Source organism: Kribbella sp. CA-245084, assembly GCF_050942355.1.
GTDB lineage: Bacteria > Actinomycetota > Actinomycetes > Propionibacteriales > Kribbellaceae > Kribbella.
The window spans coordinates 5,560,830-5,587,781 of the sequence record NZ_CP192053.1 but is presented as its reverse complement, the minus strand read 5'-3'; the positions used below and the strand labels follow the sequence as shown (position 1 = coordinate 5,587,781).

Sequence of the window (26,952 nt, the reverse complement as noted above, 5' to 3'; positions counted from 1 at the left end):
TATTTCGAGACATAGCCTGGCGGTGGTCGCGGGCGCTCTACGGTCGGTGTCATGAGGCCGACGCTGACCGTGATCGTGGATCCCGCCGACCGCTGGATGAGCCGGGCCGCATGTATCGGGCAGGCGCCGTCGTACGACGAGGACGCGTCCCGCTGGGAGCAGCGCAAGGCTCGTGAGCTGTGCCTGAAGTCGTGCCCGGTGCTGGAGGAGTGCCGTGAGTGGGCGCGGCGGACGAAGTTCACCGGAACGGCCGCGGGCGAGACCCTGCTGTACGGGCGCCGCCGGGGCCATCCGGAGTCGGCTGCGTCCTAGACGCGCGCGGCGACTGCTGCGGCGAGCTTGTGCGCCGTGTCCGGGTGCTGCGGGAAGAACAGCTCCGGCTCGATCAGCTCGAGTTCCATCAGGAGGAAGCGGCCGTTGACGACCACGCCGTCGACCCGGGCGTACGCCGGTGTGCGTCCGGCCGCCTGCAGAGCGGCCAGGGCGCCGTCGAGTACGGCGGGAGTCGGCTCGGTCGGCGTCACGGTGCCGCCGAAGTCGTCCTGGACCCGGAAGTCGCCCGCGGCGGCGCGCTTGATCACCGCGTGGGTGAACTCGCCGTCGATGAAGATCAGCGACCACTCGCCGTCGGCGACGATCTCAGGCTGGAACGGCTGCACGAGGTACACGAGCTCAGGCAGCTCGGTCAGCACCTGGTCGAACTCGGCGGAGCCCGCGACACCGCGGACGGTGTGCAGGGCGGTCGCGCCGACGGTCGGCTTGACCACGATCTCCTGCCCGTCGAGCCCGCTTACGACCTCGCGCAGGCATGCGCCGGCTGCGATCTGGGACGGCACGATCGCGACGCCACGCTCGCGGAGCTCGAGTAGGTACCGCTTGTCGCCGTTCCAGCGGACCAGACCGGAGTCGTTGAGCAGCGGTACGCCGGCCTTGTCGAGCAGCGCGAGCCATTCGGTGAACTCGTCGTACCGCAGGTGGTAGTCCCAGACGGAGCGGAGCAGGACCCCGTCGTACGCCGACCAGTCGACGGACGGGTCGGTCCAGACCTCGGCCACCGGGTCGAGGCCCGCGATGCGGAGGGCTTCGACGAGCGGGAGGTCGTTCGGGTGCAACTCAGCGTGCTCGGCCGAGGTCGCGAGGGCGATGCGTTTCGTCACGCTCGCCAGTGTTGGCAGGCGACCGGGCCGCAGTCAAACCTGATTCCGCAACGAAGCGGCGACGGATCGTGATCGCGCTGACAACGATGACAGCGGCCGCGAGGTAGATCAGGCCCTGCCTGGTGTCGTGCCCGAAGCTCGCGTAGGCGAGGTACGACGCGATCGGTACGGCGATCCATTCGGGGCGGTGGGCGAGGGCGGCGAGCGCGATCAACGGGAGGCCGTACCACGGGTACGTCGGTGTGGCGATCAGCAGCGCGGCGCCGTACAGCCAGCAGCAGGTGAGGGCCAGCGGGTCGCGTTTGGTGCGGTAGAAGGCGAGTACGGCGAGGGCGAGCGCGAGGAGCGCGGCGACGAGCTGGCGGGCCTCAGGAGGTAGCAGGAGCGCAAGAATCGCCGATCTGGAGCTGCCGTCGTCGAACCCTTCCTGGTTGAGGTAACCGGGCAGGAAGCCGAGCACCAAGGTGCCGACGGCAAGGAGGTGCGGGACGTACGACGCGATGAAGGTGCCGAGGGCAACGAGCGGTCGCCGGGTGCGGAAGGCCGGCAGTAGGAGTAGGGGAAGGAGCTTGACGCTACCGGCCGCGCCGAGGAAGACCGCGGCCAGCTTCGGGCGTTTGGCAGTGATGATGACGGCGGCGGTGATCAGCAGGGCGGCGAGTACGTCGACATGTGCGGCGTTGCTCGCCTCCAGAGCGACGATCGGTGACCAACCCCACAAGGCCGCCCAGCGTGGGTTTTGCACGGCGAGTAGCCAGGTGAGTGCAATCGCGAGTAATGCGGCCGCTATCTGCAGCCCGAGCGTGCCGGCGGACCATGGTGTGAACAGCGCGACCACGGTGAAATAGGCCTGTGCGACCGGCGGATAGATCGTCGGCACCAACGGCCGATTGATCCGCGTGCGTGGGTCGTCGACGGGATCCTGAGGGGTCTCTGATGTCACCCCTGTTTTCTCGGTCGGTGACAGCCCCGGGAACAGGATCGGATCCCGCAGTTGCGCCAGCGAGTCGTCCAACGGCACCCGCGAGTACGGCGAATGCCCCGACAACTGCACCCGCCCGTCCCACACGTACCGATAGGCATCCGTACTCGTGATCGGCGCCTGCATCAGCCCCGGAACCTGACACAACCCGGCCACGATGACGACGGCGGCAACACCCAACCCCCGCCCGAACCGCCAGACAAGAGCGGCCACCAGTACGGTCCCCACCGCCAGCGCCACATTCGGCCACCACCCGGCTCGCGCCGCCGCCACCACGCCGACAGCAACCCCAACCGCAACAACTCCCACTGCCAGGCGCATCAGGCTGTCCGAGTGTGCTGGGGGACCGGGGTTCGGCGGAGGGCCAGGAAGGCTCGGTGGCCGGCGCGCCAGTCCTCGGTCGGGTGGAGGTTGGCGTGGCGGGCGTAGCGGAGTACTGCGCGGGTGCCGACTCTTGCCCAGGGCAACGGGGTGGAGCGGCGGCCGGTGGAGCTGCGGAGGACGATCGGGGCGGTGTCGTCGAGGTCGTCGTTCGGGTCGACCTCGACCAGGACGAGGCCGTCGGGGCGGACGAGTTCGGCGCAGCGGCGGAGCAGGTCGACGGGGTCGCCGCCGATCCCGATGTTCCCGTCCATCAGCAGCACGCTGCCCCAACGGCCCTCGCCCGGCAGCCGGTCCTGCACCGGACGATGAAGCGCGGCCGCCCCGCGCGACGTCGTGAGCGACACCGCGCGCGGCGAGACATCGACACCCAACGCGGGGATCCCGCGTTCGGCGAGCGCGGTGACGATCCGTCCGGGGCCGCAGCCGATGTCGAGCACGGGACCTTCGCAGCGGCTCAGCGCGAGCCGGTCGACCTCATCGGCGGGCGCCGTCCAGCGATCGAGCTCGGACAGCGCCGGCACGGTCCGTCCGTCGATGCCAGTAGCAACAACACGCGCAGTACCGCCGAGGGCTTGCTCGAAGAGCAATCCCGGATGCGCCGCGTGTTGCAGCCGTCGATACAGCCGCGACACCCGCAGCGACGGGAACTCGGCCGCGAGGTACGCCGCGTCGCGTGGGGTGTCCATGTCGCGCAAGGTCGGCAGCAACCGCACCCGCAGGCCGAGATCCTGCAGCCGTTGCAGTTGATCGCGTCCGGTGTGATCGGTCGACATCGGTACGCCGACCAGCGCGCGGGGGTCCGGCGTTCGTAGCCCGAGGCACCAATACCCGCCGTCCTCGGTCAGCCCGAGCACAGCGTCGTACCCGGGCCATTGGAAGTCGAGCAGCTCAGGCCGCAGCTGCGGCGTATCCATCCCGACGAGCAGCATCGGCGAGCCGTCGTACGCATCCTCGAAGGCCGCCGCGAGCCGCTCGTCCAGCCCGTCGCCACGCTGCCCGACAACCGTGAACCCGGCCGGCAGCCACGGCCCCGGCTCGCCCTCCAGCGCGAGAACCCGCCGCGACGCACGAGCCGCCAGTACTGCGCCCAGCGTGTCCACCAGCGACGCCCGAGCCAACGCTGCGGCTTCCTGCGCGGTGAACTCGCTCTGCAGCCGTGTCTTCACCCGCCCCGGCACCGGCTCCTTCGCGATGACGATCAGCGTCCCCTTCACCGCGCGAGGACCTTCGACATGTCGAGTACGGCGCGGGCCGCACCCAACGGAGTCCCCGTCACCTTCGAGCGGCCCGAGCGCGGCAGGTAATCCACGTCCACCTCGGCGATCCGCCAGCCCGCATCGGCCGCACGCACGACCGTTTCCAGCGGGTACCCGGACCGTCGATCCGTCAGCCCGAGCTCGAGCAGCGCCGTACGACGACCCGCCCGCATCGGACCGAGATCGTGCAGAGCGGCGCCCGTACGGCGCCTGATGCGGCGGGACAGCTCGAAGTTGGCCAGGCGGAGATGCCACGCCCAGGTGCCCCGTGTCACCGGGCGCCGGCGACCGACGACGAGGTCGGCGCGATCGGCAAGGACGGGCGCAGTCACCCGGCTCAGCTGTTGTGGATCGAGCGACGCGTCCGCGTCCATCACCGCGACGACGTCGGCCTCGGCCGCTTCCAGGCCGGCGTGGCATGCGGCGCCGTACCCCTTGATCTCGCAGTGCACGACGGTGGCGCCTAGCCGGGCGGCGACCTCGGGAGAGCCGTCGGTGGAGCCGTTGTCGACGACGATGGCGCGGACGTCGCCCGGGAGCCGTTCGAGGATCCAGGGCAGGGCGGCCGCCTCGTTCAGGCACGGCAGGACGAGATCGACGGACATTCTTCGACGGTAAGGACCAACGCGCGCCCGTGGCGGCAGAACGCGGCTACGGATCGCTTACGTCGTACTGCGTTCCGGCACTGATGCGGCGTCGCGCCGACCGGACGATCTACGCTCTGAGCGTGGCTACTCGTGTTCTCGTGGTCGACGACGACCCGACCGTGTCCAACGTCGTCTCCGCTTACCTGACCAAGGCGGGGTACGACGCCCGTGTGGTCGCGGACGGCGTGTCGGCGGTCGAGGTCTGGCAGCAGTGGAAACCGTCCGTCGTCGTACTGGACGTGATGCTGCCCGGATTGTCCGGCCTCGAGGTACTCCGCCGGATGCGCGCGGCCGACGACGGCGCCGCGGTGATCATGCTGTCCGCGCGTGGCGAGGAGGAGGACCGGCTGGTCGGGCTCGAGGTCGGCGCGGACGACTATGTGGTCAAGCCGTTCAGCCCGCGCGAGCTGACGCTGCGCGTGCAGGCGATGGTTCGGCGCGAGGAGCGGCTGGCCGGGCTCGACCTGACGCCGACCAAGCTGAGCGCCGGGCCGGTCATGGTCGACACCGCGGCACGACGTGCGTACCTGAACGACGAGGAGCTGTCGCTGACCCACCGCGAGTTCGACCTGCTCGCGTATCTCGTCTCGCACGCGGGCAAGGCGTACACCAAGGCTGAGCTGCTGCGGCGGGTGTGGGGCTGGGACTTCGGCGATTCGTCGACCGTCACCGTGCACGTACGGCGGTTGCGCGAGAAGATCGAGGCCGATCCGTCGGATCCGAAGCTCGTGCTGACCGTGCCGCGGACCGGGTACCTGTTTGCGGGCGACGCAGCATGAACAAGGACATGTTCACGATCCTCGCGCTCACCACGTTGTGGACGCTGGTGGTCGCGGCCGTCGGTGCGGCGATTCTGTGGCAGTTCCGCCGGCGGTCGTTGCGGGTGACGATGATCGTCGCGGGTCTCGCGCCGATGGCGGCGGCGCTGGCCGCAGTACTGCAGAGCGTGCGGGCGATGTTCATCTCCGAGCACGACTCGTGGGTTGTGCTCTGGACGTTGGCGTTCGCGGCGCTGCTCGGGCTGGCGATGACGGTCCTGCTTGGGCACTGGATCAGCACGGGGTCGCGGGATGTCGGGCGGCGGTTGCGGCAGCTCGGTACGTCGTACGAGCCGGCTGAGGATCTGGCCGGCGCCGTACCTGCCGAGCTGGCTGACCTGACGAAGGAGCTGGAGATGACGCGGAAGAAGCTGGCCGCGTCGCATGAGCGGGAGCGGGCGTTGGAGGCGAGCCGGCGGGAGCTGGTGGCGTTCATGTCGCACGACCTGCGGACCCCGCTGGCCGGGTTGCGGGCTGTGTCGGAGGGGCTCGAGGACGGCGTGATCGACGACGTTCCGGGTGCGCTGCGGCAGATGCGGTCGACCGTCGATCGGATGACCGGGCTCGTGGACGACCTGTTCGAGCTGTCGCGGTTGTCGGCGGCTCCGTTGCCGCGGCGGCGGTCCGCGGTCAGTCTGCGGGAGCTGGCCGAGGATGTCGCGGGGGAGAACAACGAGCACGCGAGGGCGGAGGGCGTTCGGCTGGCGTTGTCGACCCCTCGGGATGACGATCGCCTCGCAGTCCAAGGTGATCCGGACGAGCTGACGCGCGCGGTGACGAACCTGGTCGGCAACGCGATCCGGCACACCGCGCCCGGTGGCACGGTCACCGTGTCGGTGGACCGGGAGACGGATGGCCGCGTGCGCCTGGCCGTGACCGATGCGTGTGGCGGGATCCCGACCGACGACCTGGAACGAGTCTTCGACATCGGCTGGCGTGGCGACGAGCAGCGGACGCCCGAGCCCGCCGGCGACGCCACTCATGCGAGTGGTGGCGGGCTCGGTCTCGCGATCGCCCGTGGTGTCGTCGAATCGCATGACGGCAAGATTGGCGTCACCAACGTCGACGGCGGGTGCGCGTTCCAGATCGACCTACCGCCGGTTGCCGCTCACAACTAGATCCCTGAGACCCTCGGCCAGGTCGTAGGCGGGCTTCCATCCAAGGTCGTGCTTCAGCCGGTCCGATGATGCGGTGATGTGGCGGACGTCGCCCAGCCGGTACTGGCCGGTGACGACCGGGCTCGGACCGTCGTAGAGGTGGGCGAGCTCCGTCGCCAGATCGCCGATCGTGCGGACGGTCCCGCTGCCGACGTTGTACGCCGTGAACGCCGGCTGGTGGGGGAGTGCGGCGGCCGACATGGTGACGGCGGTCGCGATGTCGCGGACCTGCACGAAGTCACGGCGCTGCCGGCCGTCCTCGAAGACCCGCGGTGCTTCACCGCGCTCGAGGACAGAGCGGAAGATCGCGGCGACTCCGGCGTACGGCGTGTTGCGGGGCATGCCAGGGCCGTAGACGTTGTGGAAGCGGAGCGCGGTAACGCGGCCGTCCGTCTCACGGGCCCAGGTGGCGGCGAGGTGCTCTCCGCTGAGCTTGGTCGTCGCGTAGGCATTTCGGGGATCGAGCACGGCGTCCTCGGTGACGAGACCGGGGTGGAGCTGAGCGCCGCAGTACGGGCACGGTGGCTCGAAGCGGCCGGCGTCGAGGTCCTCGGTACGGCGTGGTCCCGGCGCGACCTGACCGTGCTCGTCGCAGTCGTAGCGGCCTTCGCCGTACACGACCATCGAGCTGGCGTAGACGAGGTGGCGGACCTTGGCGTGGGCGAGGGCCTTGAGGAGGATCGCCGTACCCAGGCTGTTGGTGGAGACGTAGTCGTCGATGTCGTCGAGGTGGACGCCGAGGCCGACCTTGGCGGCGAGGTGGATGACCGTGTCGATGCCTTCGAGGGCCTGGGCGACGCAGTCGGCGTCGCGGATGTCGCCGACGATCAGGCCTGGGCGGGGCGTGGGTTTCTGGGCGTGGACGTCCGGGCGGAACGAGTCCAGGATCGTTACCTCGTGGCCCTCGGCAACGAGTTGGTGGTGGACATGCTGCCCGATGAAGCCGGCGCCGCCGGTGAGCAGGACTCTCATCGGGCCGCCGCCGTACCGTCGAGGGCGTGCCGGCAGCTGCAGTCCGCGTCGGGCTTCGGGAGCTGGCTGATCACGTCCTTGAGCAGGTCTTGCAGCCGCTCGATGCTGTGCTTGAACGCCTCGAAGACCTCGGCCTGCGTGACACCGCCACCGGTCTCGACGCCCGCGTCATGGTCGGTGACGACGGCGATCGACGTGTAGCAGAGGGCCAGCTCTCGCGCGATCGCGGCCTCCGGCGCGCCGGTCATGCCGACGACCGACCAGCCCTGTGCCGCGTGCCATTGCGACTCGGCCCGGGTCGAGAACCGCGGGCCGTTGATCACCACCATCGTGCCATCGGGTACGACGTTGCCGGCGGCAATCACCGTGGCGCGGCCGACCGGGCAGTACGGGTCGGCGGCGGCGGTGTGCACGACCGGCGCTTCGTCGTACACGGTGTGGTCCCGACCCCAGGTGCGGTCGACGTACTGGTCCGGGACGACGAACGTGCCGGGGGTGAGCTCGGGTTTCAGCGAGCCGACTGCGCACGGGCCGAGGACCTGCCGGACGCCGAGTTCGCGCAAGGCCCAGAGGTTCGCGCGGTAGTTCACGCGATGCGGCGGGAACCGGTGGTCGGCGCCGTGCCGGGGGATGAACGCGACCTGACGGCCGTCGAGGTCCCCGACCACGGGCGGCTCACTGGGCGCGCCGTACGGGGTGTCGAGCTCGATGGTTTCCGCGTCGGTCAGGAACGAGTAGAACCCGGAACCGCCGATCACGCCGATATCAGCCATGACTCCGACGCTAATGGCGGCAACGGCGGCGACTACCGGATCCGGCCGGACCGTCAGCGCTCCGTAATCGATGATCGAATATGCGCGTGGAGATCTCCTGGGTGCTGCTCGCGGTCGGCGCGCTGCTGCTCCTGTTCGGCGCTTACGCGAGCTGGACGGCCGGGCGGCTCGACCGGCTGCACCACCGGGTGGATCTCGCGCGGGCGTCGCTGGAGACCGAGTTGGCGCGGCGGTCCGCGCTGGTCGCGGAGTTGGCCGGCAGCGACATCCTCGATCCCGCGTCCGCGTTGCTGTTGCTCGACGCGGCGCATCGGGCTCGCGCGGCGTCGCTCGACGTACTGGAGGTGCGCGAGCAGGCCGAGTCCGCCTTGACCCGCGCGATCCATGCCACCGGCACCGATATCGAGCCGTGGGCGGGGGAGCTGACCCTCGCGATGCGCCGGGTGCAGTTGGCCCGCCGGTTCCACAACGACGTCGTAGTGTCGACGCGGGACCTGCGGCAGCGGCGGCTGGTGACCTGGTTCCGGCTGGCCGGTCACGCGCCGATGCCGACCACGATCGAGCTCGAGGACGGGAAATGAGCAGCTTCGAGGAGGACGTCGAGCGATATCAGCACGAGCTGCGCGTGCACTGCTACCGGATGCTCGGGTCGTACGACGAGGCCGAGGACCTGGTGCAGGAGACGTTCCTGCGGGCGTGGCGCGGGCTCGATGATTTCGAGGGCCGGTCCTCGGTGCGGGCGTGGCTGTACCGGATCGCGACCAACGCGTGCATCGACGTACGGCGTCCGCGCCGCGTTCTCCCGTACCAGCTCGAGCCGGCCTCGTTTCCGTCGACAGCCCTTCCGGCGCGGGAGGACGTGCCGTGGTTGCAGCCGTTTCCCGACGTACTGCTGGATCGTGCGGAGGAGCCGGAGGCCGTCGCGATCCGGCGGGAGACGATCGAGTTGGCGTTCCTGATCGCGATCCAGCAGCTGCCTGCGCGGCAACGCGCCGTACTGATCTTCCGTGACGTGCTGGGCTGGCCGGCTCGTGAGACGGCGGAGGCAGTGGAGTTGTCGGTTGCCGCGGTCAACTCGGCGCTGCAACGGGCTCGGCCGGTTCTGCGCGATCAGCTGCCGCCGCACCGATCGGAGTGGTCGGCTCCTGCTGCGTCGGCGGACGAGCGAGAACTGCTGCGGAAGTACATGGACGCGTGGGAGGCTGCCGACCCCGACGCGCTCGCTGCTCTCATGCACGAAGACATCCGGATCACGATGCCGCCGTACCCGTTCTGGTTCGAAGGCCGCGAGGATGCGGTGCGCTCACTGATTCCGAACCTCACGCCGGAGTATCGCGGTCAGTGGCGTTTCCTGCCGACCACGATCAACCGCCAACCCACCCTCGCGGCCTATCTCTTACCCCCGCGGATGACGTCCTCTCAGCTGTTCGCACTCGACATCTTCCGCATCGAGGACCGCCGGATAGCCGAAATTACCGCCTTCGAAACCACGAACCACAAACTTTACGGATTACCTGCGACGCTGTGATCAGACGCCGTTCTCGTTGGGCTGCTTGCGGGTGCGGTTCGAGTAGTCGGCGACCGGCTTGCGGTTGACGTACACCTTGTTGTCGTCGCCGAGATGGCCGGCCTTGGTCGCCTTCTCGGCCTTGCGGCCGCTGGTCGTGCCCTCGGGGACCTTCTTACCGAACTTCGCCATGACGCTCTCCCATCGGTTGGAATGCGGAGAAGTTATCGACCGGGCGGGGCAATAGATCGTTTGATTCATTTGGCGTCCGCGTAGATTTCCACGGTCGCCGTGGTGAACGCGAACTTGGTGGGGGTGGGGCCGAAGGTGAGGGTGCCGGCCAGATTGCTGGCCTGCTGGATCGCGTCGGCGACCTGCTCGGCCTCGTCGGCAGGGCAGTGGACGATGACCTCGTCGTGCTGGAAGAACACAAGCTCGGCCTTCAACGGCGTCAGGGCTTGGCGGAGCGCGGCGAGCAGCAGGAGGGCCCAGTCGGCCGCACTGCCTTGTACGACGAAGTTTCGGGTGAAGCGACCGCGCGCCCTGGCGTGGCGTGGGTCGGTCGCGGGGACGTCCGCGGGCGGGCCTTCGAGAAGGGCGTCGTCGAGCGGGTGGCCGGTGGGCGGGCAGGTGCGGCCCAGGTACGTGCGGACCAGGCGGCCCTCTTCGCCGGCGCGGGCCGCGTCGTCGACGTACGCCACGGCTTGGGGGAATCGCTTGCGGAGCATGGCGAGGTTCTTCAGGCCGTCCCCGGAGGTCTGGCCGTAGATCGCTCCGAGCACGGCGAGCTTCGCTTGGCCCCGATCGCCCGAGAACGCCTGATCCGACACGGCTTTGTAGAGGTCACCAGAATCGCTGGAGACCTCCATCAGCGCGCGGTCGCGGGAGATGGCGGCGAGGACGCGCGGTTCGAGTTGGGAAGCGTCGGCGACGACGAGACGCCAGCCGGGGTCGGCGACAACCGCGCGGCGGATGACCTTCGGGATCTGCAGACCGCCGCCCCCGTTGGTGATCCAGCGACCGGAGACCGTGCCGCCGGGGACGAAACCGGGACGGAAGCGACCGTCGTGGACCCAGTCGTTCAACCAGGACCAGCCGTTGGCGGTGTAGATCCTGTACAGCTTCTTGTACTCGACCAGTGGCGCCACGGCCGGATGGTCGATCGTCTCCAGCTCCCACCGCCGGGTCGACTTCAGTTGGTGCCCGGCCTGCTTGAACGCCTTCAGTACGTCGGCCGGCAGTTCGGGCCGGACCCGATGGCCGAACGCGGCCGAGATGTCGTCCGTGAGCTCGGTCAGCCGGCGTGGCTCGCCCGTCCCGCCGAAGCGTTCGCCGAGCAGCTCGCTCAGGACGTCGCGGTGTGCCTGTGCACTCCACGGGAGACCGGCGCGATCCATCTCGGCGGCGATCAGCATCGCGGACGATTCCGATGCCGTGAGCAACCGCATCCGGTCCGGGTGCTCCGCGAGGTCGTGCCGCCGGAGCTGGTCGGCGTACACCCTGAGCAAGGCCTGGAACGCGAGCGGCTCGGCAGGGATCTCGAACAGCGACGACTGCTCACCCGGCACGACCGCGCGCATCGGCGGATCCGGTGGGACAGGCGCGCCGCTCAGCCGCGCCCAGGCCGCGGCCGCGGATCGTGGCTCGCCGAGGCGGCCCTCGTGGCCGAGCAGTAGGCCTTCGGAGTTCTCGACGTCGTAGCACCGCTCGACCCGGACCCCGGCGGCGAGCAGGCGTCGATAGATCTCGGCCGACGATCGCCACACCCAGCGAGTGACCTGCGGCCGCGACGCAACGGCCGCCACCAGGTCGGGCTCGTGCCGGATCTCGCCGGCGGGCTGCCCGTCCGGATGCAGCGCGACAAGCGTCGCCCCGCCACCGTCCTCAGGCGCGATCGCCCACCGTTCGTCCATACCCGAATCCTCACACCCCGCGCCGACATTCGCGGACTTTGAGCACCCACCGACCATCTCGAGCGGCTGGGAATGGTTGATGGGTGCTCAAAGAGCGATGAGGCCAGTGATGGGATAGTGGACTTATGTGGCGGACGGGGGATCTGGAAACGGCCGACGGGACGAAGACTGAGCAGGTCGAGGGCCTGGTACTGCGGCGGATCGAGCGCGGCGACCTGTCCATCGGCTCGCGACTGCCCTCGGAGCGGGTGCTCGCGGAGCGGCTCGGGGTGAGCCGCGTGACCGTCGTACGCGCATTGGAGAACCTGCGGCGGGACGGCGTACTGGAGACCAAGCGTGGGTCCGGGACCGTGGTGCGGCCGCTGGACCGGTTGCTGGACCCGGTGGCGCCGGCGTCGACGGTGACGGCGGGGGACCAGCCCGTACTGGATCTGCGGTTCGCGACCACCGCCGCGCCCCATGACGTAGCCGAGGCGGCCGCCCAGATCGTCGAGGACGGCTTACCGCAGGCGATGGGTGGCGATGGGCCGCCGCCAGGTGGATCGATTGAGCTCAGAGCAGCGCTGGCGGAGCGGCTGACCATCGAGGGTGTGCCGACAGAGCCGGAGCAGCTCACGCTCACGGTGGGCGCAGCGGCCGGACTGAACGCCGCATTGGCCGGACTGGACCTGGGGCCGGGCGTGGCGATCACCGAGAGCCCGACGTACCCGGCTGCCTTCGATCTGCTCCGGAAGCACCGCCTGGATGTAGCTGGCTGGCCTGCTGGCGTCTGGGACACCGATCAGCTCGCCCACCTCTGCCGGCGCCACCGTCCGAAGGTCATCTACCTGCAGGCCGACAACCACAACCCGACCGGGCTGAGCCTCCCGGCCGACCGTCGCCAGGCTGTCGTGGAGATAGCACGCCGGTACGGCGCTGCGCTGATCAGTGACGAGACCATGCGGCCGCTGTGGCTGGCCACTGGGCAGCAGGCCGAGCCACTGAGCCGCTATCCCCGGACTGTGAGTGTGGGGTCGCTCTCGAAGACGGTGTGGGGTGGACTGCGGGTCGGGTGGGTCCGGACCGGGAAGCAGTTGCGACGGCGCATCAACACGGCCGCACAGCTCAGCGTGGCCTCGCCGAGTGCGCTCGACGACCTCCTGGCCCGGGCGATCGTCCCGAAGCTCGACAAGGTGATCGGCCGCCGCCGTACCCGTCTCCGCGCCAACCTGGCCGCACTGGAAACTGGACTGAAGGCGCTGGACGGTGTGGCCTGGCCCACGCCGACCGGCGGTATGACGCTGTGGCTGGAGCTGACCGAGACCAGAGCTCGCAGAGTGCTGGACGCAGCACGCGAACAGAACCTCCTGCTCGGCTCAGGCGACCTGTTCACGCCGGACGGCACCGACCGGCGCCACATCCGGATCCCGTTCACGGCTCCGCCGGCGACGCTGAGGCTGGTCGTTGCTCGGCTCGGCGATGCGCTGACTCAGTCCACTTGATCCAAGGTGGACTGAGGATAGACGCCCGACGCCTCCTAATCTGGAGTGGAGCCCCACGACCAGGAGGAAGCTGTGACCCAGGAGAACCAGACCGGTACCGCCAAGGTGAAGCGCGGTATGGCAGAGATGCTCAAGGGCGGCGTGATCATGGACGTCGTCACCGCCGAGCAGGCCAAGATCGCCGAGGACGCCGGTGCGGTCGCGGTGATGGCGCTCGAGCGGGTCCCGGCCGACATCCGTGCGCAGGGCGGCGTGTCCCGGATGAGCGACCCGGACATGATCGACTCGATCATCGGCGCGGTCTCGATCCCGGTGATGGCCAAGGCCCGGATCGGTCACTTCGTCGAGGCGCAGGTGCTGCAGAGCCTCGGCGTGGACTACATCGACGAGTCCGAGGTGCTGACCCCGGCCGACTACGCGAACCACATCGACAAGTGGAACTTCACCGTTCCCTTCGTATGTGGCGCGACCAACCTGGGCGAGGCGCTGCGCCGGATCACCGAGGGCGCGGCGATGATCCGCTCCAAGGGCGAGGCCGGCACCGGTGACGTGTCCAACGCGACCACGCACATGCGCCAGATCCGCCAGGAGATCCGCAAGCTGCAGAACCTCCCCGAGGACGAGCTGTACGTCGCGGCAAAGGAGCTGCAGGCGCCGTACGAGCTGGTCAAGGAGGTCGCCGCGCTCGGCAAGCTCCCCGTCGTGCTGTTCACCGCCGGCGGTATCGCCACCCCGGCCGACGCCGCGATGATGATGCAGCTCGGCGCCGAGGGCGTGTTCGTCGGCTCCGGCATCTTCAAGTCCGGCAACCCGGCCCAGCGCGCCGAGGCGATCGTCAAGGCCACCACGTTCCACGACGACCCCGACGTCATCGCCAAGGTCTCCCGCGGCCTCGGCGAGGCCATGGTCGGCATCAACGTCGACGAGATCCCCCAGCCGCACCGCCTCGCCGAGCGCGGCTGGTAAGAGTGATCACCCCGGTCGGTTAGCGTCGGGGTGTGTTGTTGCCTGAACCGTCCGTGCCCGGAGCGGATCTGCCGGTGCGGGCGGTTCTGCCCGCTGTGGTGGATGCAGTGCGTTCGCGCGGTACGGCGGTGCTGGTCGCGCCGCCGGGATCGGGGAAGACCTCGCTGTTGCCGCTTGCGCTGGCTGATGCGCTCGAGGGCACGATCATCGTCGCCGAGCCGCGCAGGATGGCGACCCGCGCGGCTGCGACCCGGCTGGCGATGCTGGTCGGCGAACCGCTCGGGCAGCGGGTCGGCTACGCGATGCGTGGTGAACGCAGCGGCGGCAAGGGGCTCCGGGTCGAGGTCGTGACGACAGGGCTCCTGGTACGGCGTCTGCAGCAGAACCCGGAGCTGCCTGGGGTTGCTGCGATCGTGATCGACGAGTGCCACGAGCGGCACCTCGATGGCGATCTGCTGCTCGCGTTCTGCGTCGACATCCGGGCGAATCTCCGGGAGGACCTGGCGATCGTCGCGACCTCGGCCACGCCGGACACGATCCGGCTGAGTCGTGCATTGGGCCAGGCGCCGGTCGTCACCGCGTCCGCTGCGCTGTACGACGTGGCGGTCGAGTGGGTCCCGCCGCCGGTCGCCGTACCGCTGCTTCCCGGTGGGCGGGTCGACCCGCGGTTGCTGGATCACGTCGCGGACGTCGTACGGCGTGCGCTGACCGAGAACGACGGCGACATCCTCGTGTTCGTCCCGGGGGAGGCCGAGATCAACGGGGTGACCCGCCGGTTGGCCGGGTTGAATGTCCTGCCGTTGTTCGGTCGCCAGTCGAGAGCTGAACAGGATCGTGCGTTGGCGGCGGCGGACACTCGACGGATCGTGGTCACGACGTCGGTCGCGGAGAGTTCGCTGACGGTGCCCGGCGTCAGGGTCGTGGTCGACTCGGGTCTTGCCCGCGAGCCGCGGACCGATCAGTCCCGTGGCCTCGGTGCGTTGGTCACCTGCCGGGTTTCGAAATCGTCGGCCGACCAGCGAGCGGGTCGCGCCGGGCGGGAGGCGCCCGGCCGGGTCTATCGGTGCTGGTCTGCCACCGACCACACGCATCTCGACGACCATCCGGCGCCGGAGATCGCGATCGCCGATCTGGCCTCGTTCGCCCTCGACCTCGCGGTCTGGGGTGCGCCGGCCGGCGATGGTCTGACCTTGCTCGATGCACCGCCCGCGCCGGCGATGACCGCCGCGACCGAATTGCTGCGCCGCCTCGATGCCGTTGACGACGGCGGCCGGATCACCGCGCGGGGACGGCGGATGGAGGCGATCGGGGCGCATCCCCGGCTGGCTCGCGCGCTGCTCGATGGTACGCCGCGGGTCGGCGCCGACCGGGCCCGCGAGGTCGTCGCGATGCTCTCCGACGACTCCGGCCGCGACTTCGGCGATGATCTGCCGGCCCGCTGGCGAGCCCTCCGCCGCGGCCAGGACCGCGGCGCCACGGCCCGCTGGCGAGAAGAAACGAAGCGCCTCGGCCGGGACGAGCCTGGTCAGGCGACGCCAGCAGTACGCGATGATCTTGCTGTCGGGATCGTGGTGGGACTGGCCTATCCGGATCGGATTGCGAGACTCCGGAGGGCCGACTCCGCGACGTACCAGATGTCCGGTGGTACGGGTGCTGCGCTGGATCCGCAATCGCCGTTGCGGACCACTCCCTGGCTGGCGATCGCGGTTGCCGACCGGGCACCCGGTCGCGCCGACGCCAGGATTCGCTCCGCGGCGCCGATCGACGAGCAGACCGCGCGGGACATCGCCGGCGACCTCGTCTCGACGACCGACCAGATCCACTGGGACGACGGCCGGATCGTGACGCGACGCGTCGAGGCATTCGGTGCGATCGTGCTCAACGACGTACCGCTGACGAAGCCCGACCCACTGCTCGTCCAAGCGGCCGTGCGCGACGGCATCCGGCGCAGCGGTCTGTCCGTACTGCGCTGGTCGGAGCCCGCACTCGCCCTGCGGGAGCGGCTCGCGTTCTGCCACGCTCACCTCGGCGCTCCGTGGCCTGCGGTCGACGACGCGGCGCTGCTTGCCGACCTCGACGAGTGGCTCGGTTCCGAGCTCGCCTCGGTGCGCGGTTCGCGCGATCTTGCCCACATCGACGTGGCCTCGGCGCTCCGGCGACTGCTGCCATGGCCAGCGGCAACCCGGTTCGGCGAACTCGCGCCGGAGCGGCTCCAGGTCCCGTCGGGCTCCGAGGTGCGACTCACGTACGACGGGGCGGAGCCGCCGGTCCTCGCGGTAAAGCTGCAGGAGGTGTTCGGCTGGACTGCCACCCCGGCCGTCGCGGACGGTCGGGTCCCGGTCGTCCTGCATCTGCTGTCGCCCGCACGGCGCCCGGTCGCGATCACGAGCGATCTCGCATCGTTCTGGAAACAGGGATATCCCCAGGTCCGAGCCGACTTGCGCGCCCGCTACCCCCGCCATCCGTGGCCGGAAGATCCCCTCACGGCCATCCCCACCAAGCGCGCGAAACCTCGCCGGTGAACCGGATAACCGGGTGGTTCAGTTGCCCGCGGCACACAATGTAAGGACAAGTTCCGAGGTCACGAAATGGGATCGGATCCGGCGCGTCGGTCGCGGTCCCGGTGAAGGACGGCAAGCGTGGGGACGTGTGCTGCACAAGGGGTTCTGGGGTGGCCGGCCGTCGTTTGCCGGGTCTGGGACTCGCCGTCGGGAGGCTTGACGCCGAACGACTTTGGCAAAGACAATGCGTAATCACTTCGGGCGGTAGTGCGTCGGAGTGCGCCCTGCCGCCATTATCGTGCGGCTGGACCGTGGGCAGCGAGCAGCGACGAGCGCTGGCCGGCTACGGGCCGGGGGGATGTTCACCACAAGGGGCAGGTGTGATCAGCACCGTCGGGAATCTAGCGAGAAGAGGCAGGACCAAATGAGCGAGACCAGCAAGATCGGACGACGGAGTCTCCTGCGGGGGAGCCTGGCGGCGGCCGCGGTGCTTCCCCTCAGTGGCGTGCTCGCCAGTTGCGCGGGCAGTGGCAGCGACAACAACAGCTCCCAGCAGGGCGGGGCCAAGAGCACGGACAACCCGTTCGGTATGGCGGACAAGTCCAGCGTCGACGCGGTGATCTTCAACGGCGGGTACGGCTACGACTACGTGCAGTTCGCGGCCGACATCGCGCAGAAGAAGCAGGCGGGCTCGACGTTCAAGGTCTCCCCGTCCACCCAGATCGCCCAGCAGCTGCAGCCGCGCTTCGTCGGCGGCAACCCGCCGGACCTGATCGACAACTCCGGCGCGAACCAGATCGGCTTCAACACGATCCTGGACCAGCTGTCGACGCTCGACGACGTCTTCGAGGCCAACAACTACGAGGGCACGAAGATCGCCGACACCCTGTACCCGGGCGCCAAGAACCCCGGTACCTTCGACGGCAAGTTCGTCGCGATGAACTACGTGCTGACGCTCTACGGCATCTGGTACTCCGACAGCCTGTTCAAGGCGAACGGCTGGGAGCCGCCGAAGACGTACGACGGGCTGCTCGACCTCGGCGCCAAGGCCAAGGCCAAGGGCAAGTACCTGTTCGTCTGGGGCAAGGAAGCCGCCACCTACTACCACACGATGGCCGTCGACGGCGCCATCAAGGAGGGTGGCGACGAGGTCCGGCTGGCGCTGGAGAACCTGAAGGAGAACTGCTGGTCGATGCCGCAGTTCCAGGGCATCTTCAAGGCCATGGAGACCATGGTCAAGAACGGGTACTTCGTGCCCGGCGGCGCCGGTACCCAGTTCACCGCGGCGCAGGCGAAGTGGAGCAACGACCAGCAGGCCGTCCTCTACCCCTCGGGCTCGTGGATCGAGAACGAGATGAAGAAGGCCACCAAGTCGGGCTTCGACATGAAGGGCGTCCCGGAGCCGACCCTGACCGAGAGCCCGAAGCTCCCGTACGAGTCGCTGCGCTCCGCGGCCGGTGAGCCGTTCATCGTCCCGTCCAAGGGCAAGAACGTTGCCGGCGGCAAGGAGCTGCTGCGGGCCATGCTGTCCAAGGACGCGGCGACCAACTTCGCCAAGACCCGGCTCGCGCCGACGATCGTCAAGGGCCTGGTGCCCGCCGACGGTTTCGGTTCGACCGCGCTGCAGTCGCAGACCGCGATGCTGGACGCCGCCGGCACGAACGTCTTCGACTACCAGGTGTTCGGCCTGTACGGCATGAACACCGACCAGCTGGTGGTCTGGAACTCGTTCCTGTCCGGCCAGCTGGACGCGGCAGGCCTGACCAAGGGCCTGCAGCAGATCACCGACAAGGTGCGCAACGACAGCTCCGTCAAGAAGATCCCGGTCACCAAGTGACCACGACGCAAGAGGCTGTGCCGGGAGGCGGACCCAAGCGGTCCGCCACCCGGCGCCGCCGGCCGCTGACTTTCGACCGCGTCAGCTTCATGGTCGTGTTCCTCGGCCTGCCGCTGGCGGTGTTCGTGGTCTTCGTGGTCTCGCCGTTCGTGCAGGCGCTGTACTACTCGCTGACCGACTGGTCCGGTTTCAGCGCCGGGCAGAACTTCATCGGCTTCGACAACTACGTCAAGCTGTTCCACGACGACATCTTCCTGAAGGCCGTCCGCAACAACATCGAGCTCGCGATCGTCGTGCCGATCGTGACGATCGTGCTGGCGCTGACGTTGGCCACGCTGGTGACGATCGGCGGCTCGGGCACCGGGACCGTGCGCGGACTGCGCAACTCCGGCTACTACCGGATCGTCTCGTTCTTCCCGTACGTGATCCCCGCGATCGTGATCGGCCTGATCTGGGCCCAGGTGTTCACGCCGGGCTCGGGCATCCTGGACGCCGTACTGTCGAAGATCGGGCTGCACCAGTTCGAGAACTACGCCTGGCTCGGTGATGCGCGGACCGCGATGCCGGCTTCGATGTTCGTGATGATCTGGGGCTTCGTCGGCTTCTACATGGTGCTGTTCATCGCCGCCATCCGGGGGATCGACCCCGAGGTGTTCGAGGCGGCCCGCATCGACGGCGCCGGCCGGTTCCGTACGGCGCTGTCCATCACGGTGCCGCTGATCCGGGACAACGTGCAGACGGCCTACATCTACCTCGGTATCGCCGCCCTCGACGCCTTCGTCTACATGCAGGCGCTGAACCCCGGCGGCGGTCCGCAGAACTCGACCCTGGTCATGCCCCAGCAACTGTTCACCACTGCCTTCACCAAGGGGCAGTTCGGGTACTCGACCGCGATGGGCGTGGTCCTGGCCGCGGTGACGATGCTGTTCGCGCTCCTGGTCTTCGTTGTGAACGCCCTGACCGGCGGACGTGAGCGGAAGGTACGCCGATGACAACCACAACCGCCGACCGGGCCGACCTGGTCGCCGATTCCCGCGCACCCGGCCACGGGACCCGTGAGGGCAAGGGCGTCGCCGTGACCGCCCACATCGCGCTCATCCTGTGGTCGCTGCTGGTGATCCTCCCGCTGCTGTGGACGCTGCTGTCCTCGTTCAAGTCGACGCAGGAGGTGCTGGGCAACCCGCTGACGCTGCCGCACAAGCTGCGGTTCGAGAACTACTCCAACGCCTGGACGACGGCCGGCATCGGTCGCTACTTCGCGAACACCGTGATCGTCGTTGGCTGCGCACTGGTGCTGGTGATGATCCTCGGCGCCATGTGTGCGTACGTACTGGCCAGGTTCACGTTCCCCGGTAACCGGCTGATCTACTACTCGATGCTGGCCGGACTCACGTTCCCGGTCTTCCTGGCGATCGTGCCGCTGTTCTTCACGCTGAAGAACTTCGGCCTGCTCAACACCCTGCCAGGGCTGATCATCACCTACGTCGCGTTCGCGCTGCCGTTCACCGTCTTCTTCCTGCACAGCTTCTTCAAGGCGCTGCCGGGAGAGGTGTACGAGGCGGCCCAGATCGACGGCGCCGGCGAGTGGCGGACGTTCTTCTCGGTGATGCTGCCGATGGCGAGGCCGGGGATGGCGTCGGTCGCCATCTTCAACTTCCTCGGGTTGTGGAACCAGTTCCTGCTCCCCGTGGCGCTGAATACCGACTCGAAGAACTACGTGCTCTCGCAGGGCATGGCGTCATTCGCGTCGCAGGCCGGTTACGCGGTGGACTTCGGTGCACTGTTCGCGGCCGTGGTCATCACAGTGGCGCCGGTGCTGGTCGTCTACATCATCTTCCAGCGTCAGCTGCAGGTCTCGGTCACTGCCGGAGGCGTGAAGTAGCGCCTGAACTACCCTTGAGCAGTGACAAGCAACTTGCAGTCGGTGGACGAACGGACCGCCCGGGAGCTGCGTGGCCTCGCCCGCGTCCTGGTGCGGTCCGGGTACGCCGACCACGCCGCCATCACGGCTGCCCTGACGGAGGCGGTCCGCGAGGACGCACCGTCGATGGATCCGGCCGACTTGGTCCCGCTGCTGATCGGTGAGGCGGTGATGGACCTCAACGCCGACGCCGCGACCTGGCCGGAGAGCACCGACCCGGACAGGCTGGACGGCGTACTCGCGGAGCTCGGAGCGCTGGGCGTGGTGGTGGTCCGGTACACGTCGGACCACCACGAAGCCCGGGAGGTGCTGGAGGCCGCGGACGGCCCGCAGGGCCTGGTGTTCTTCACCGACACCGACGTCTGGCACGCGGTCGACTTCGGCATGCTGGAGCTGAAGCTCTGGCACCCCGACACCGCCAACGTGGCGCCCGGCGAGCCGCTGCTGGAGGACGTACTCGAGCTGCTGCACCGCAACGACCTGCCCGCGGTCTTCGACGAGGGCCGGATCGAGGTCACTCTCAACTGGCAACGGAGGGTGACGCTATGACGGTGATCGGCGTGTTCGCCCTGCAGGGCAATGTCCGCGAGCACCTGGCGATGCTGACCGAGGTCGGTGTCGAGGCGCGGCCGGTACGGCGTCCGTCCGAGTTGGAGCAGGTCGACGCGCTGGTGCTGCCCGGCGGCGAGTCGACCACTATGTACAAGCTGGCGCGGACGTTCGAGCTGTTCGAGCCGTTGCAGAAGCGGATCGCGGATGGGATGCCGGTGTTCGGCACCTGCGCCGGGATGATCATGCTGGCCGACCAGATCACCGGCGGGACTGCCGACCAGGAGACGCTCGGCGGGCTCGATGTGACGGTACGCCGGAACGCGTTCGGCCGGCAGGTCGACTCGTTCGAGGCTGATCTCGAGTTTGCCGCTTTTGACGCGCCGTACCACGCCGTGTTCATCCGGGCACCGTGGGTGGAGCGGGTCGGACCGGACGTAGAGGTACTCTCGACGGTGAGGTCGGGCCCTGCCACAGGTAGGATCGTCGCGGTCCGCCACGGCCGGCTGCTCGCCACGTCGTTCCATCCGGAGATGACCGGGGACGCGCGGCTGCACGGCTACTTCGCCGAGCTGGTCCGGGCCCACTGAGTCGTTGTTGTAGGTAGAAGGGTTGGTTTCGCCATGTCAGGCCACTCCAAGTGGGCCACCACGAAGCACAAGAAGGCCGTCATCGACGCGAGGCGCGGCAAGCTCTTCGCGAAGCTGATCAAGAACATCGAGGTGGCCGCCCGGATGGGCGGCGGTGACCCCGGCGGGAACCCGACCCTGTACGACGCCATCCAGAAGGCGAAGAAGACCTCGGTCCCGAACGACAACATCGACCGCGCCGTCAAGCGCGGATCCGGTGCGGAAGCGGGCGGCGCGGAGTACCAGACGATCATGTACGAGGGCTACGGCCCGAACGGCGTGGCGATGCTGGTCGAGTGTCTGACCGACAACCGGAACCGGGCCGCCGCGGACGTCCGGACGGCGATGACGCGCAACGGCGGCTCGCTCGCCGACCCGAACTCGGTCGCGTACCTGTTCAACCGCAAGGGCGTCATCGTCGTCGCCAAGGAGCAGGACGGGAAGTCGCTGTCCGAGGACGACGTGATGGAGGCCGTGCTCGATGCCGGCGCCGACGAGGTCAACGACCTCGGCGAGTCCTGGGAGGTCGTCACCGAGGCCACCGACCTGGTCGCGGCCCGGACGGCGCTGCAGGACGCGGGGATCGACTACGACTCCGCCGACGTCCAGTTCGTCCCGTCGATGACGGTCGAGCTCGACGCCGACGGCGCCGGCAAGATCTTCCGCCTGATCGACGCCCTCGAGGACAGCGACGACGTACAGAACGTCTACGCGAACTTCGACGTGTCGGACGAGATCATGGCCGAGGTCGGCTGACCGTCGTCGGCAGAGTTCACATTCCGAGGGCCTTTCCGTCGATCACCTGATTCGCCGGAGGGGCCTTCGGCGTTGTGACCTTGTTGTACTCGCTGAAGCTCAGCGCGTCGGCGCCGGACTCGAGCCGGACCGGGCGCGCGGTGGCGGTGTCGACCCAGAGCGTGCCGTCACCGTCCCCGAGGCCGACCGACGGGACGCCGTCGACGGTCTTGGATGCGGTCTTCTTGAGCGAGCCGCTGGGCTCGAACAGCGTGTCGAAGAACTCGGCCTTGCTGGCGAACAGCGCGAAGTTGCCGAGGTCCTTGTCGCTCATCGTCGTCCGGATCCACCGGCCGTCGATCAGCCCGACGATGGCGGCCGCCTCGGCCTTGGACTTGGTCTGCGACTGCCAGAACTTGTTGCTCATCTTCAGGTACGCCGTCTTGCCGATCACCATCACCGACATGCCGCCGTCGCTCGTGGTGATCGACCCCTGGCCACCGTTCTTGGTGACCCGCACGTCGAGGACCATCCGCTCCTTGCCGTCGGACACGGCACCCTTCATCCGGACGCTGGTCGCAGCCTTCGCGGCGGCCTGCGTCTTGGTGAGGATCGTGGCCGCCGAGAGGCCGGCAATACTGCTCGCCGGCGGCGTCGAGGGAACGGGGATGGTCGGCTTTTCCAGCACTGCTGACGGTGTGATTGTTGGAGCGGCTGCCGGCGCAGGCGTCGGTGTGCTCTCCAGCGAGTCATCACTCGCAGCCTTGGGCCCACCGCATCCCGCGACGAACGCCATCAGCGCGATGGCCCCCACAGCCGACCGATTCCCCAGCATCCCGCTCTCCCCCCAACGACGACACAGACACCAGACAGATGCACACCAGACCAGAAAAGTTGCTAGTTCGCCTGCAAAGGACACCGCTTCGCGGCGGCTGTTCTGTTGGCCGCCTTCGGCGGCGTGCTGGCTGTGGTCGCCCGCGGGCGTTTCCGGCGCGAGCCCACGCCAGTCACCCGGGAAGGCAGCAACACGTCACCAAGTCGCCAGGTCTGCTCGGTCGAAGCCTGCGTACTCGGCCATGTGTTGCAAGGTGGAGCGGATGAGGTCGCGGGTCTCGGCCGTGGGCAAGGATGCACGCCCGAGGACCGCCAGATCCATGCGGGAGAAGCGGCTCTTCTGGATGGTGCCGAAGGGAGTCAGTCGATCAGGTCGGATACCGCACGGACGGGGGCGACTATGTGGGCAACCTGGCCGACGGCAGTTCGGCGGTAGCTGCCCACGAGTCCTTCGATCGCACCGGAGCCTGGTCTGAATGACGGCCCGGCGTCAGGGGCGGTGTTCTGCGATCAGCGCGAGGTTTTGCATGGCCGCGAGCGCGTACTGCGCGGCGCCGTTCGTGCTGATGAACGCCGCCTCGTCGACCGGCATCAGCGCCCCGTGGATCGCGGTCGTCTTCCACTCCGCCTCACGCTGCATGGCGTTGCGGTTGAGCTGATCGCCCTCGTCCACGAAGAACTTCCGCCACGCCAGCCGGGCCAGCTCAGTGTCGCCGGTGCGCGCTGCGGCGTACGCCGCCAGCCTGCTGTGAGCCTGCACGAGTGAGATGCCCTGCAGGGGCTGTCCGACCTCCGCGGTCTGCTCCTCGGGCGTCAGCAGGTACAGCCGGCAATAGTCGAGCCACGCCTTCTCGAACCCGGGTACGTCGAGGTCCAGGTCGATCAGCTCCGAACAGATCTCGGGAAGCCCGAACAGCGAGGACAGGTGTGAGACCGCGATTCCTCGCCGGCTGGTGTCGAAACGCCCGGTCGACAGGTCGAGCCGTGCGTTGCCGGTCAGGAACCCGTAGTGCAGCGCCGCGATATCAGTCATTGTCCCGACCAGCCGCGCCCGGGCTCGCTCATCGCCGTGCCTCTCCCACCGCGTCAGCCACGCTGCAGCGAGCGCGCCCCAGTCCACGCCCAGCTCGATCGAGAGCGCATGTGGGTCGGGGGAGTAGACATCCGGCCGCACCTTGCGCTGCGGATCGACTCTGAGGAACGCGTCGTCGATGGTGGCCAGCTCGTCCAGTAGGTCACCGGTCCGCTCGTCGGCGGTCAGGTAGTAGTAGAAGCGCCGGTAGATCGCGCTGGAGATCCGCACCTGCTTGCAGCTGCAGCCCCAGTGCTGCACGTTGTGCCGCGACCCGAGCCCCTTCCAGCGGCCCAGATGATGTACGTCGACCTCGCCGGTGTGCCGGGTCATCGCCTCCGCGAACCGGAACACGTCCGCTCGCCCGGTGCGCAGGTACTGGTACCAGAGCCAGAGATCCGGCGACAGCTCCGAGTTGTCCCACGCGTACCCGCCCACGTCGTACCGCCATGTGTGCCGGTCGCGGTCGTACGTGTGCATGACATCGCCGTAGTCCCAGAACCCGTACCAGCGGCGCTGCTCGCGCTGACCGACGTAGTACTGGAAGAGGAAGTTGAGCCGGGCTTCGATGTCCTGGTGGTCGGCGGTGGGCAGACTCCAGGTGCCGAAGACGCCTGCCTCCAGCATCCGTGCCGGTGAGACGGTCAGTAGGCCGGGGGAGTTGAGGAGCGCGACGTGTTCCGCTAGCTCGTCTGCCGATGGTGTGGTCTCGTGGACGCGCAGATTGAGCTCATGGGTGCGGGCGATGCCCTGAGCGTTGCCGAAGCCGGGTTCGTAGTCCTCGTAGGTGACCTCGAGGCCTTCGAGCTGTTCGGCGTACGTGTCTTGGTCCATGCCGTCGTGCCAGTACCGCACGTCCATCGCTGGTGCGCTGGGCGACCACATCCACACCGTGGCCGTGGCGAGGTCGGTGGCGGCGTTCCGGATGTCGAGCCGCGTCGGGTGCAGCTTCCAGAAGTCGCGTAGTCCGAATCCCAGTCCGCCGCTGACGCCGCCGACGTACCCGTAGCCGGGCGATCTGGTCCCGGACGGGATGGTGACCCAGCCCTGTCCCGGGCCAGTGCGTTTGCGCAGGGTGAAGCCGTCGGCGCTGGTCTGGTCGAGGGTGTAGTCGTTCCACTGCGGGATGAGGTGCAGGCGGTCGGCCACCTCCGGGTTAGGGATCTCTTGGATGGCGCGACCGCCTACTTCCGCTTGCCTGACCTCTTCACCTGGATCACGACGCAGACCGGTCAGACCGCGGACCGCCTCGGTCAGGAAGCCTGACGGACCAGCCAATCGGATGTGCCGGTTGTGCGGCTCGTCGCGCATCACCACGTCCGCGGCGAGCCCGAGGCCGGCCAGGAAGTCACGGTCCGAGTCACCGTCCCAGATGAAGCTGTGCACGATCCGTACGTCTTTGGCGCCCGCGTAGAAATACAGCCGCAACGAGAACGGCAGCCAATCGCCGTGCTTGCCGTCCAGCCTGACGACCGCCCGCACGGGACCGTCCTGCTCGACAATGAGATTGTCAACAATCGCCGTCGTCTGTTGTCGACAATGGTTCAGATCATCATCCGGGGCGTCCTGGCGCAGGCTGATCAGGCGGACGTCCCGCACGATCTCCTGCCCGCTGTAGTTGATCGAGGCAATCAACCCGGGCGGCTTCAGCACCCACATGACCTCGCCCGTCGACACGCGGACCTCGCCGTCGACCCGCTCGACCTGCACCGGCTGACTCGGCCGGCTCGGCTCTGCGGACTCACCGGCGACCAGCTCGTACGACGCCTCCGGCCGCTCGGCCGGACCGATCGCGTGAGCGGACCACTTGACCGAACCGTCCGGCCAGGTCGCGGTCGTCCAGCTCTGCACCGGAGTACCGTCGGCCAGCGCGAACTCGGTGCCCTCGGCAACCGTACCGCGGGGCCACGGGACTCCCCAGGAAGTGCCTTGTTTGCAAGGGGTTTCGAGCCATTGGAGCGTGGTCATTCTTTCACCGATCCGATCAGGACGCCCTTGGCGAAATGCTTCTGCAGGAAGGGGTAGAAGAAGAGGATCGGCAGCGTCGCGACCACCACGACCGCGAACTTCAGACCCTGTTCCGGAAACGTCACTGTCTCCAATTGCTGCAGCACGTTCGCCGAGTCCGCGTTGGCCGCGGTGAGTTGGCGGACGATCATCTGCAGCGTCCATTTCTTGTTGTCGTCGATGTAGAGCAACGGCGACATGTAGTCGTTCCAGATCCCGACCGCGTAGAACAGCGAGAACGTCGCGATGATCGGTTTCGACAACGGCAGCACGATGCGCAGGAACACGTTCAGCTCGTTGCACCCGTCGATCCGGGCCGCCTCCTCGAGCGCCTCCGGCAGTTCCTGGAAGAAGCTCTTCACGACGATCAGGTAGAACGGGTTGATCGCCAGCGGCAGGATCAGCGCCCAGTAACTGTCGAGCAGCCCGAGATCGCGCACCACGAGGTACGTCGGGATCATGCCGCCGCTGAACACCAGCGTGAAGATCACCAGGTTCAGCACGAGCGCGCGCCCGGGCAGGAACCGCTTCGCCAACGGGTACGCCATCGTCAGCGTGAGCAGGAGTTGTACGACGGTGCCGACCGCGGTCACGCCGATCGTGGTCAGCAACGCCCGTACGAACGTGTCGGTCGAGAAGATGTACTGGTACGTGTCGGTCACGAATCGCTTCGGCCACAGGAAGAACGGCCGTGAACTGATCTCCGACTCGGTTGCGAACGATCCGGCGAGAACGTACAGCAGCGGGAGCACCGTGACGATCGCCAAACCGCTCAGGAAAAGCACATTCAGCACATCGAAGACGCGGCTGCCGACCGAGTCGTAGTACCGGACTCTTTGTTTCATCGCTTGCCC

Annotated in this window: 25 protein-coding genes; 14 read left to right on the top strand and 11 right to left on the bottom strand. The window is 68.3% G+C overall.

Annotated features, from left to right (window positions below):
- The first annotated feature begins 51 nt into the window (after positions 1–51).
- On the top strand, positions 52–312 hold the full coding sequence (locus tag ACQPYH_RS26655; RefSeq protein ID WP_432876527.1) for a WhiB family transcriptional regulator: 261 nt from the start codon (positions 52–54) through the stop codon (positions 310–312).
- On the opposite strand, the gene ACQPYH_RS26650 is transcribed toward ACQPYH_RS26655, so the two are convergent.
- From ACQPYH_RS26650 to ACQPYH_RS26635, 4 genes are read right to left on the bottom strand one after another with little or no spacing between them, the layout of a single operon-like run.
- Positions 309–1,157 carry an ATP-grasp domain-containing protein gene (locus ACQPYH_RS26650; protein ID WP_432876525.1) on the bottom strand — a complete coding sequence of 283 codons (849 nt, stop codon included), beginning with the start codon at positions 1,155–1,157 and terminating at the stop codon, positions 309–311. The genes ACQPYH_RS26655 and ACQPYH_RS26650 overlap by 4 nt on opposite strands.
- The gene (locus ACQPYH_RS26645; RefSeq protein ID WP_432876523.1) at positions 1,114–2,460 is read right to left on the bottom strand and encodes a glycosyltransferase 87 family protein; all 1,347 of its coding nucleotides are present in this window, start codon (positions 2,458–2,460) and stop codon (positions 1,114–1,116) included. Before ACQPYH_RS26645 ends, ACQPYH_RS26650 begins: the two co-directional genes overlap by 44 nt.
- The gene (locus tag ACQPYH_RS26640) at positions 2,460–3,737 is read right to left on the bottom strand and encodes a DUF2064 domain-containing protein (RefSeq protein ID WP_432876521.1); all 1,278 of its coding nucleotides are present in this window, start codon (positions 3,735–3,737) and stop codon (positions 2,460–2,462) included. The genes ACQPYH_RS26645 and ACQPYH_RS26640 overlap by 1 nt, the downstream gene beginning before the upstream one ends.
- The gene (locus ACQPYH_RS26635; protein ID WP_432876519.1) at positions 3,734–4,384 is read right to left on the bottom strand and encodes a glycosyltransferase family 2 protein; all 651 of its coding nucleotides are present in this window, start codon (positions 4,382–4,384) and stop codon (positions 3,734–3,736) included. Before ACQPYH_RS26635 ends, ACQPYH_RS26640 begins: the two co-directional genes overlap by 4 nt.
- A 122-nt stretch (positions 4,385–4,506) precedes the next feature.
- On the opposite strand from ACQPYH_RS26635, the gene ACQPYH_RS26630 reads away from it, so the two are divergent.
- Both ACQPYH_RS26630 and ACQPYH_RS26625 read left to right on the top strand, forming a co-directional pair.
- On the top strand, positions 4,507–5,205 hold the full coding sequence (locus ACQPYH_RS26630) for a response regulator transcription factor (RefSeq protein ID WP_130449781.1): 699 nt from the start codon (positions 4,507–4,509) through the stop codon (positions 5,203–5,205).
- Complete coding sequence (locus ACQPYH_RS26625; protein ID WP_432876517.1) at positions 5,202–6,362, top strand: sensor histidine kinase; 1,161 nt, start codon at positions 5,202–5,204, stop codon at positions 6,360–6,362. The genes ACQPYH_RS26630 and ACQPYH_RS26625 overlap by 4 nt, the downstream gene beginning before the upstream one ends.
- Here the strand turns inward: ACQPYH_RS26625 and ACQPYH_RS26620 are convergent.
- Both ACQPYH_RS26620 and ACQPYH_RS26615 read right to left on the bottom strand, forming a co-directional pair.
- Positions 6,336–7,373 carry an NAD-dependent epimerase/dehydratase family protein gene (locus tag ACQPYH_RS26620; RefSeq protein ID WP_432876515.1) on the bottom strand — a complete coding sequence of 346 codons (1,038 nt, stop codon included), beginning with the start codon at positions 7,371–7,373 and terminating at the stop codon, positions 6,336–6,338. The two genes, ACQPYH_RS26625 and ACQPYH_RS26620, sit on opposite strands and share 27 nt — an antisense overlap.
- Positions 7,370–8,146 carry an S-methyl-5'-thioadenosine phosphorylase gene (locus ACQPYH_RS26615; RefSeq protein ID WP_432876513.1) on the bottom strand — a complete coding sequence of 259 codons (777 nt, stop codon included), beginning with the start codon at positions 8,144–8,146 and terminating at the stop codon, positions 7,370–7,372. Before ACQPYH_RS26615 ends, ACQPYH_RS26620 begins: the two co-directional genes overlap by 4 nt.
- A gap of 80 nt (positions 8,147–8,226) precedes the next feature.
- On the opposite strand from ACQPYH_RS26615, the gene ACQPYH_RS26610 reads away from it, so the two are divergent.
- A complete protein-coding gene (locus ACQPYH_RS26610) occupies positions 8,227–8,727 on the top strand; it encodes a hypothetical protein (RefSeq protein WP_432876511.1) in 501 nt (166 codons plus the stop codon).
- Entirely contained in the window at positions 8,724–9,674 is a 951-nt protein-coding gene (locus tag ACQPYH_RS26605) for an RNA polymerase subunit sigma-70 (RefSeq protein WP_432876509.1), read from the top strand. Before ACQPYH_RS26610 ends, ACQPYH_RS26605 begins: the two co-directional genes overlap by 4 nt.
- Here ACQPYH_RS26605 and ACQPYH_RS26600 read toward each other — a convergent pair whose 3' ends face one another.
- Entirely contained in the window at positions 9,675–9,845 is a 171-nt protein-coding gene (locus tag ACQPYH_RS26600) for a hypothetical protein (protein WP_432876507.1), read from the bottom strand.
- 65 nt (positions 9,846–9,910) lie between these two features.
- Positions 9,911–11,566 carry a bifunctional 3'-5' exonuclease/DNA polymerase gene (locus ACQPYH_RS26595; RefSeq protein ID WP_432876505.1) on the bottom strand — a complete coding sequence of 552 codons (1,656 nt, stop codon included), beginning with the start codon at positions 11,564–11,566 and terminating at the stop codon, positions 9,911–9,913.
- Between the two features lie 125 nt (positions 11,567–11,691).
- On the opposite strand from ACQPYH_RS26595, the gene ACQPYH_RS26590 reads away from it, so the two are divergent.
- The 9 genes from ACQPYH_RS26590 (at position 11,692) to ACQPYH_RS26550 (ending at position 22,206) form a co-directional block, all read left to right on the top strand.
- Positions 11,692–13,047 (top strand): PLP-dependent aminotransferase family protein, encoded by a 1,356-nt coding sequence (locus ACQPYH_RS26590; RefSeq protein WP_432876503.1) that lies wholly within the window; start codon positions 11,692–11,694, stop codon positions 13,045–13,047.
- 117 nt (positions 13,048–13,164) lie between these two features.
- The gene (gene pdxS, locus ACQPYH_RS26585) at positions 13,165–14,013 is read left to right on the top strand and encodes a pyridoxal 5'-phosphate synthase lyase subunit PdxS (protein WP_242000954.1); all 849 of its coding nucleotides are present in this window, start codon (positions 13,165–13,167) and stop codon (positions 14,011–14,013) included.
- 32 nt (positions 14,014–14,045) lie between these two features.
- Complete coding sequence (gene hrpB / locus ACQPYH_RS26580) at positions 14,046–16,535, top strand: ATP-dependent helicase HrpB (protein ID WP_432876501.1); 2,490 nt, start codon at positions 14,046–14,048, stop codon at positions 16,533–16,535.
- Between the two features lie 403 nt (positions 16,536–16,938).
- On the top strand, positions 16,939–18,351 hold the full coding sequence (ngcE, locus tag ACQPYH_RS26575; RefSeq protein ID WP_432876499.1) for an N-acetylglucosamine/diacetylchitobiose ABC transporter substrate-binding protein: 1,413 nt from the start codon (positions 16,939–16,941) through the stop codon (positions 18,349–18,351).
- Complete coding sequence (locus ACQPYH_RS26570; RefSeq protein ID WP_432876497.1) at positions 18,348–19,343, top strand: carbohydrate ABC transporter permease; 996 nt, start codon at positions 18,348–18,350, stop codon at positions 19,341–19,343. The genes ngcE and ACQPYH_RS26570 overlap by 4 nt, the downstream gene beginning before the upstream one ends.
- Positions 19,340–20,233: a carbohydrate ABC transporter permease gene (locus tag ACQPYH_RS26565; RefSeq protein WP_432876495.1), complete on the top strand. Its 894-nt coding sequence runs from the start codon at positions 19,340–19,342 to the stop codon at positions 20,231–20,233. The genes ACQPYH_RS26570 and ACQPYH_RS26565 overlap by 4 nt, the downstream gene beginning before the upstream one ends.
- Positions 20,234–20,254: 21 nt before the next feature.
- Positions 20,255–20,821 (top strand): DUF6891 domain-containing protein, encoded by a 567-nt coding sequence (locus tag ACQPYH_RS26560; RefSeq protein WP_432876493.1) that lies wholly within the window; start codon positions 20,255–20,257, stop codon positions 20,819–20,821.
- Entirely contained in the window at positions 20,818–21,411 is a 594-nt protein-coding gene (pdxT, locus tag ACQPYH_RS26555) for a pyridoxal 5'-phosphate synthase glutaminase subunit PdxT (protein ID WP_432876491.1), read from the top strand. Before ACQPYH_RS26560 ends, pdxT begins: the two co-directional genes overlap by 4 nt.
- Before the next feature lie 33 nt (positions 21,412–21,444).
- On the top strand, positions 21,445–22,206 hold the full coding sequence (locus ACQPYH_RS26550; RefSeq protein WP_432876489.1) for a YebC/PmpR family DNA-binding transcriptional regulator: 762 nt from the start codon (positions 21,445–21,447) through the stop codon (positions 22,204–22,206).
- A gap of 16 nt (positions 22,207–22,222) precedes the next feature.
- Here ACQPYH_RS26550 and ACQPYH_RS26545 read toward each other — a convergent pair whose 3' ends face one another.
- From ACQPYH_RS26545 to ACQPYH_RS26535, 3 genes are all read right to left on the bottom strand, one after another.
- Positions 22,223–23,020 (bottom strand): hypothetical protein, encoded by a 798-nt coding sequence (locus tag ACQPYH_RS26545; protein ID WP_432876487.1) that lies wholly within the window; start codon positions 23,018–23,020, stop codon positions 22,223–22,225.
- A gap of 489 nt (positions 23,021–23,509) precedes the next feature.
- Complete coding sequence (locus ACQPYH_RS26540; protein ID WP_432876485.1) at positions 23,510–26,059, bottom strand: Tat pathway signal sequence domain protein; 2,550 nt, start codon at positions 26,057–26,059, stop codon at positions 23,510–23,512.
- Positions 26,056–26,943, bottom strand: coding sequence for a carbohydrate ABC transporter permease (locus tag ACQPYH_RS26535; RefSeq protein ID WP_432876483.1), 888 nt, complete (start codon positions 26,941–26,943; stop codon positions 26,056–26,058). Before ACQPYH_RS26535 ends, ACQPYH_RS26540 begins: the two co-directional genes overlap by 4 nt.
- Positions 26,944–26,952: the final 9 nt, after the last annotated feature.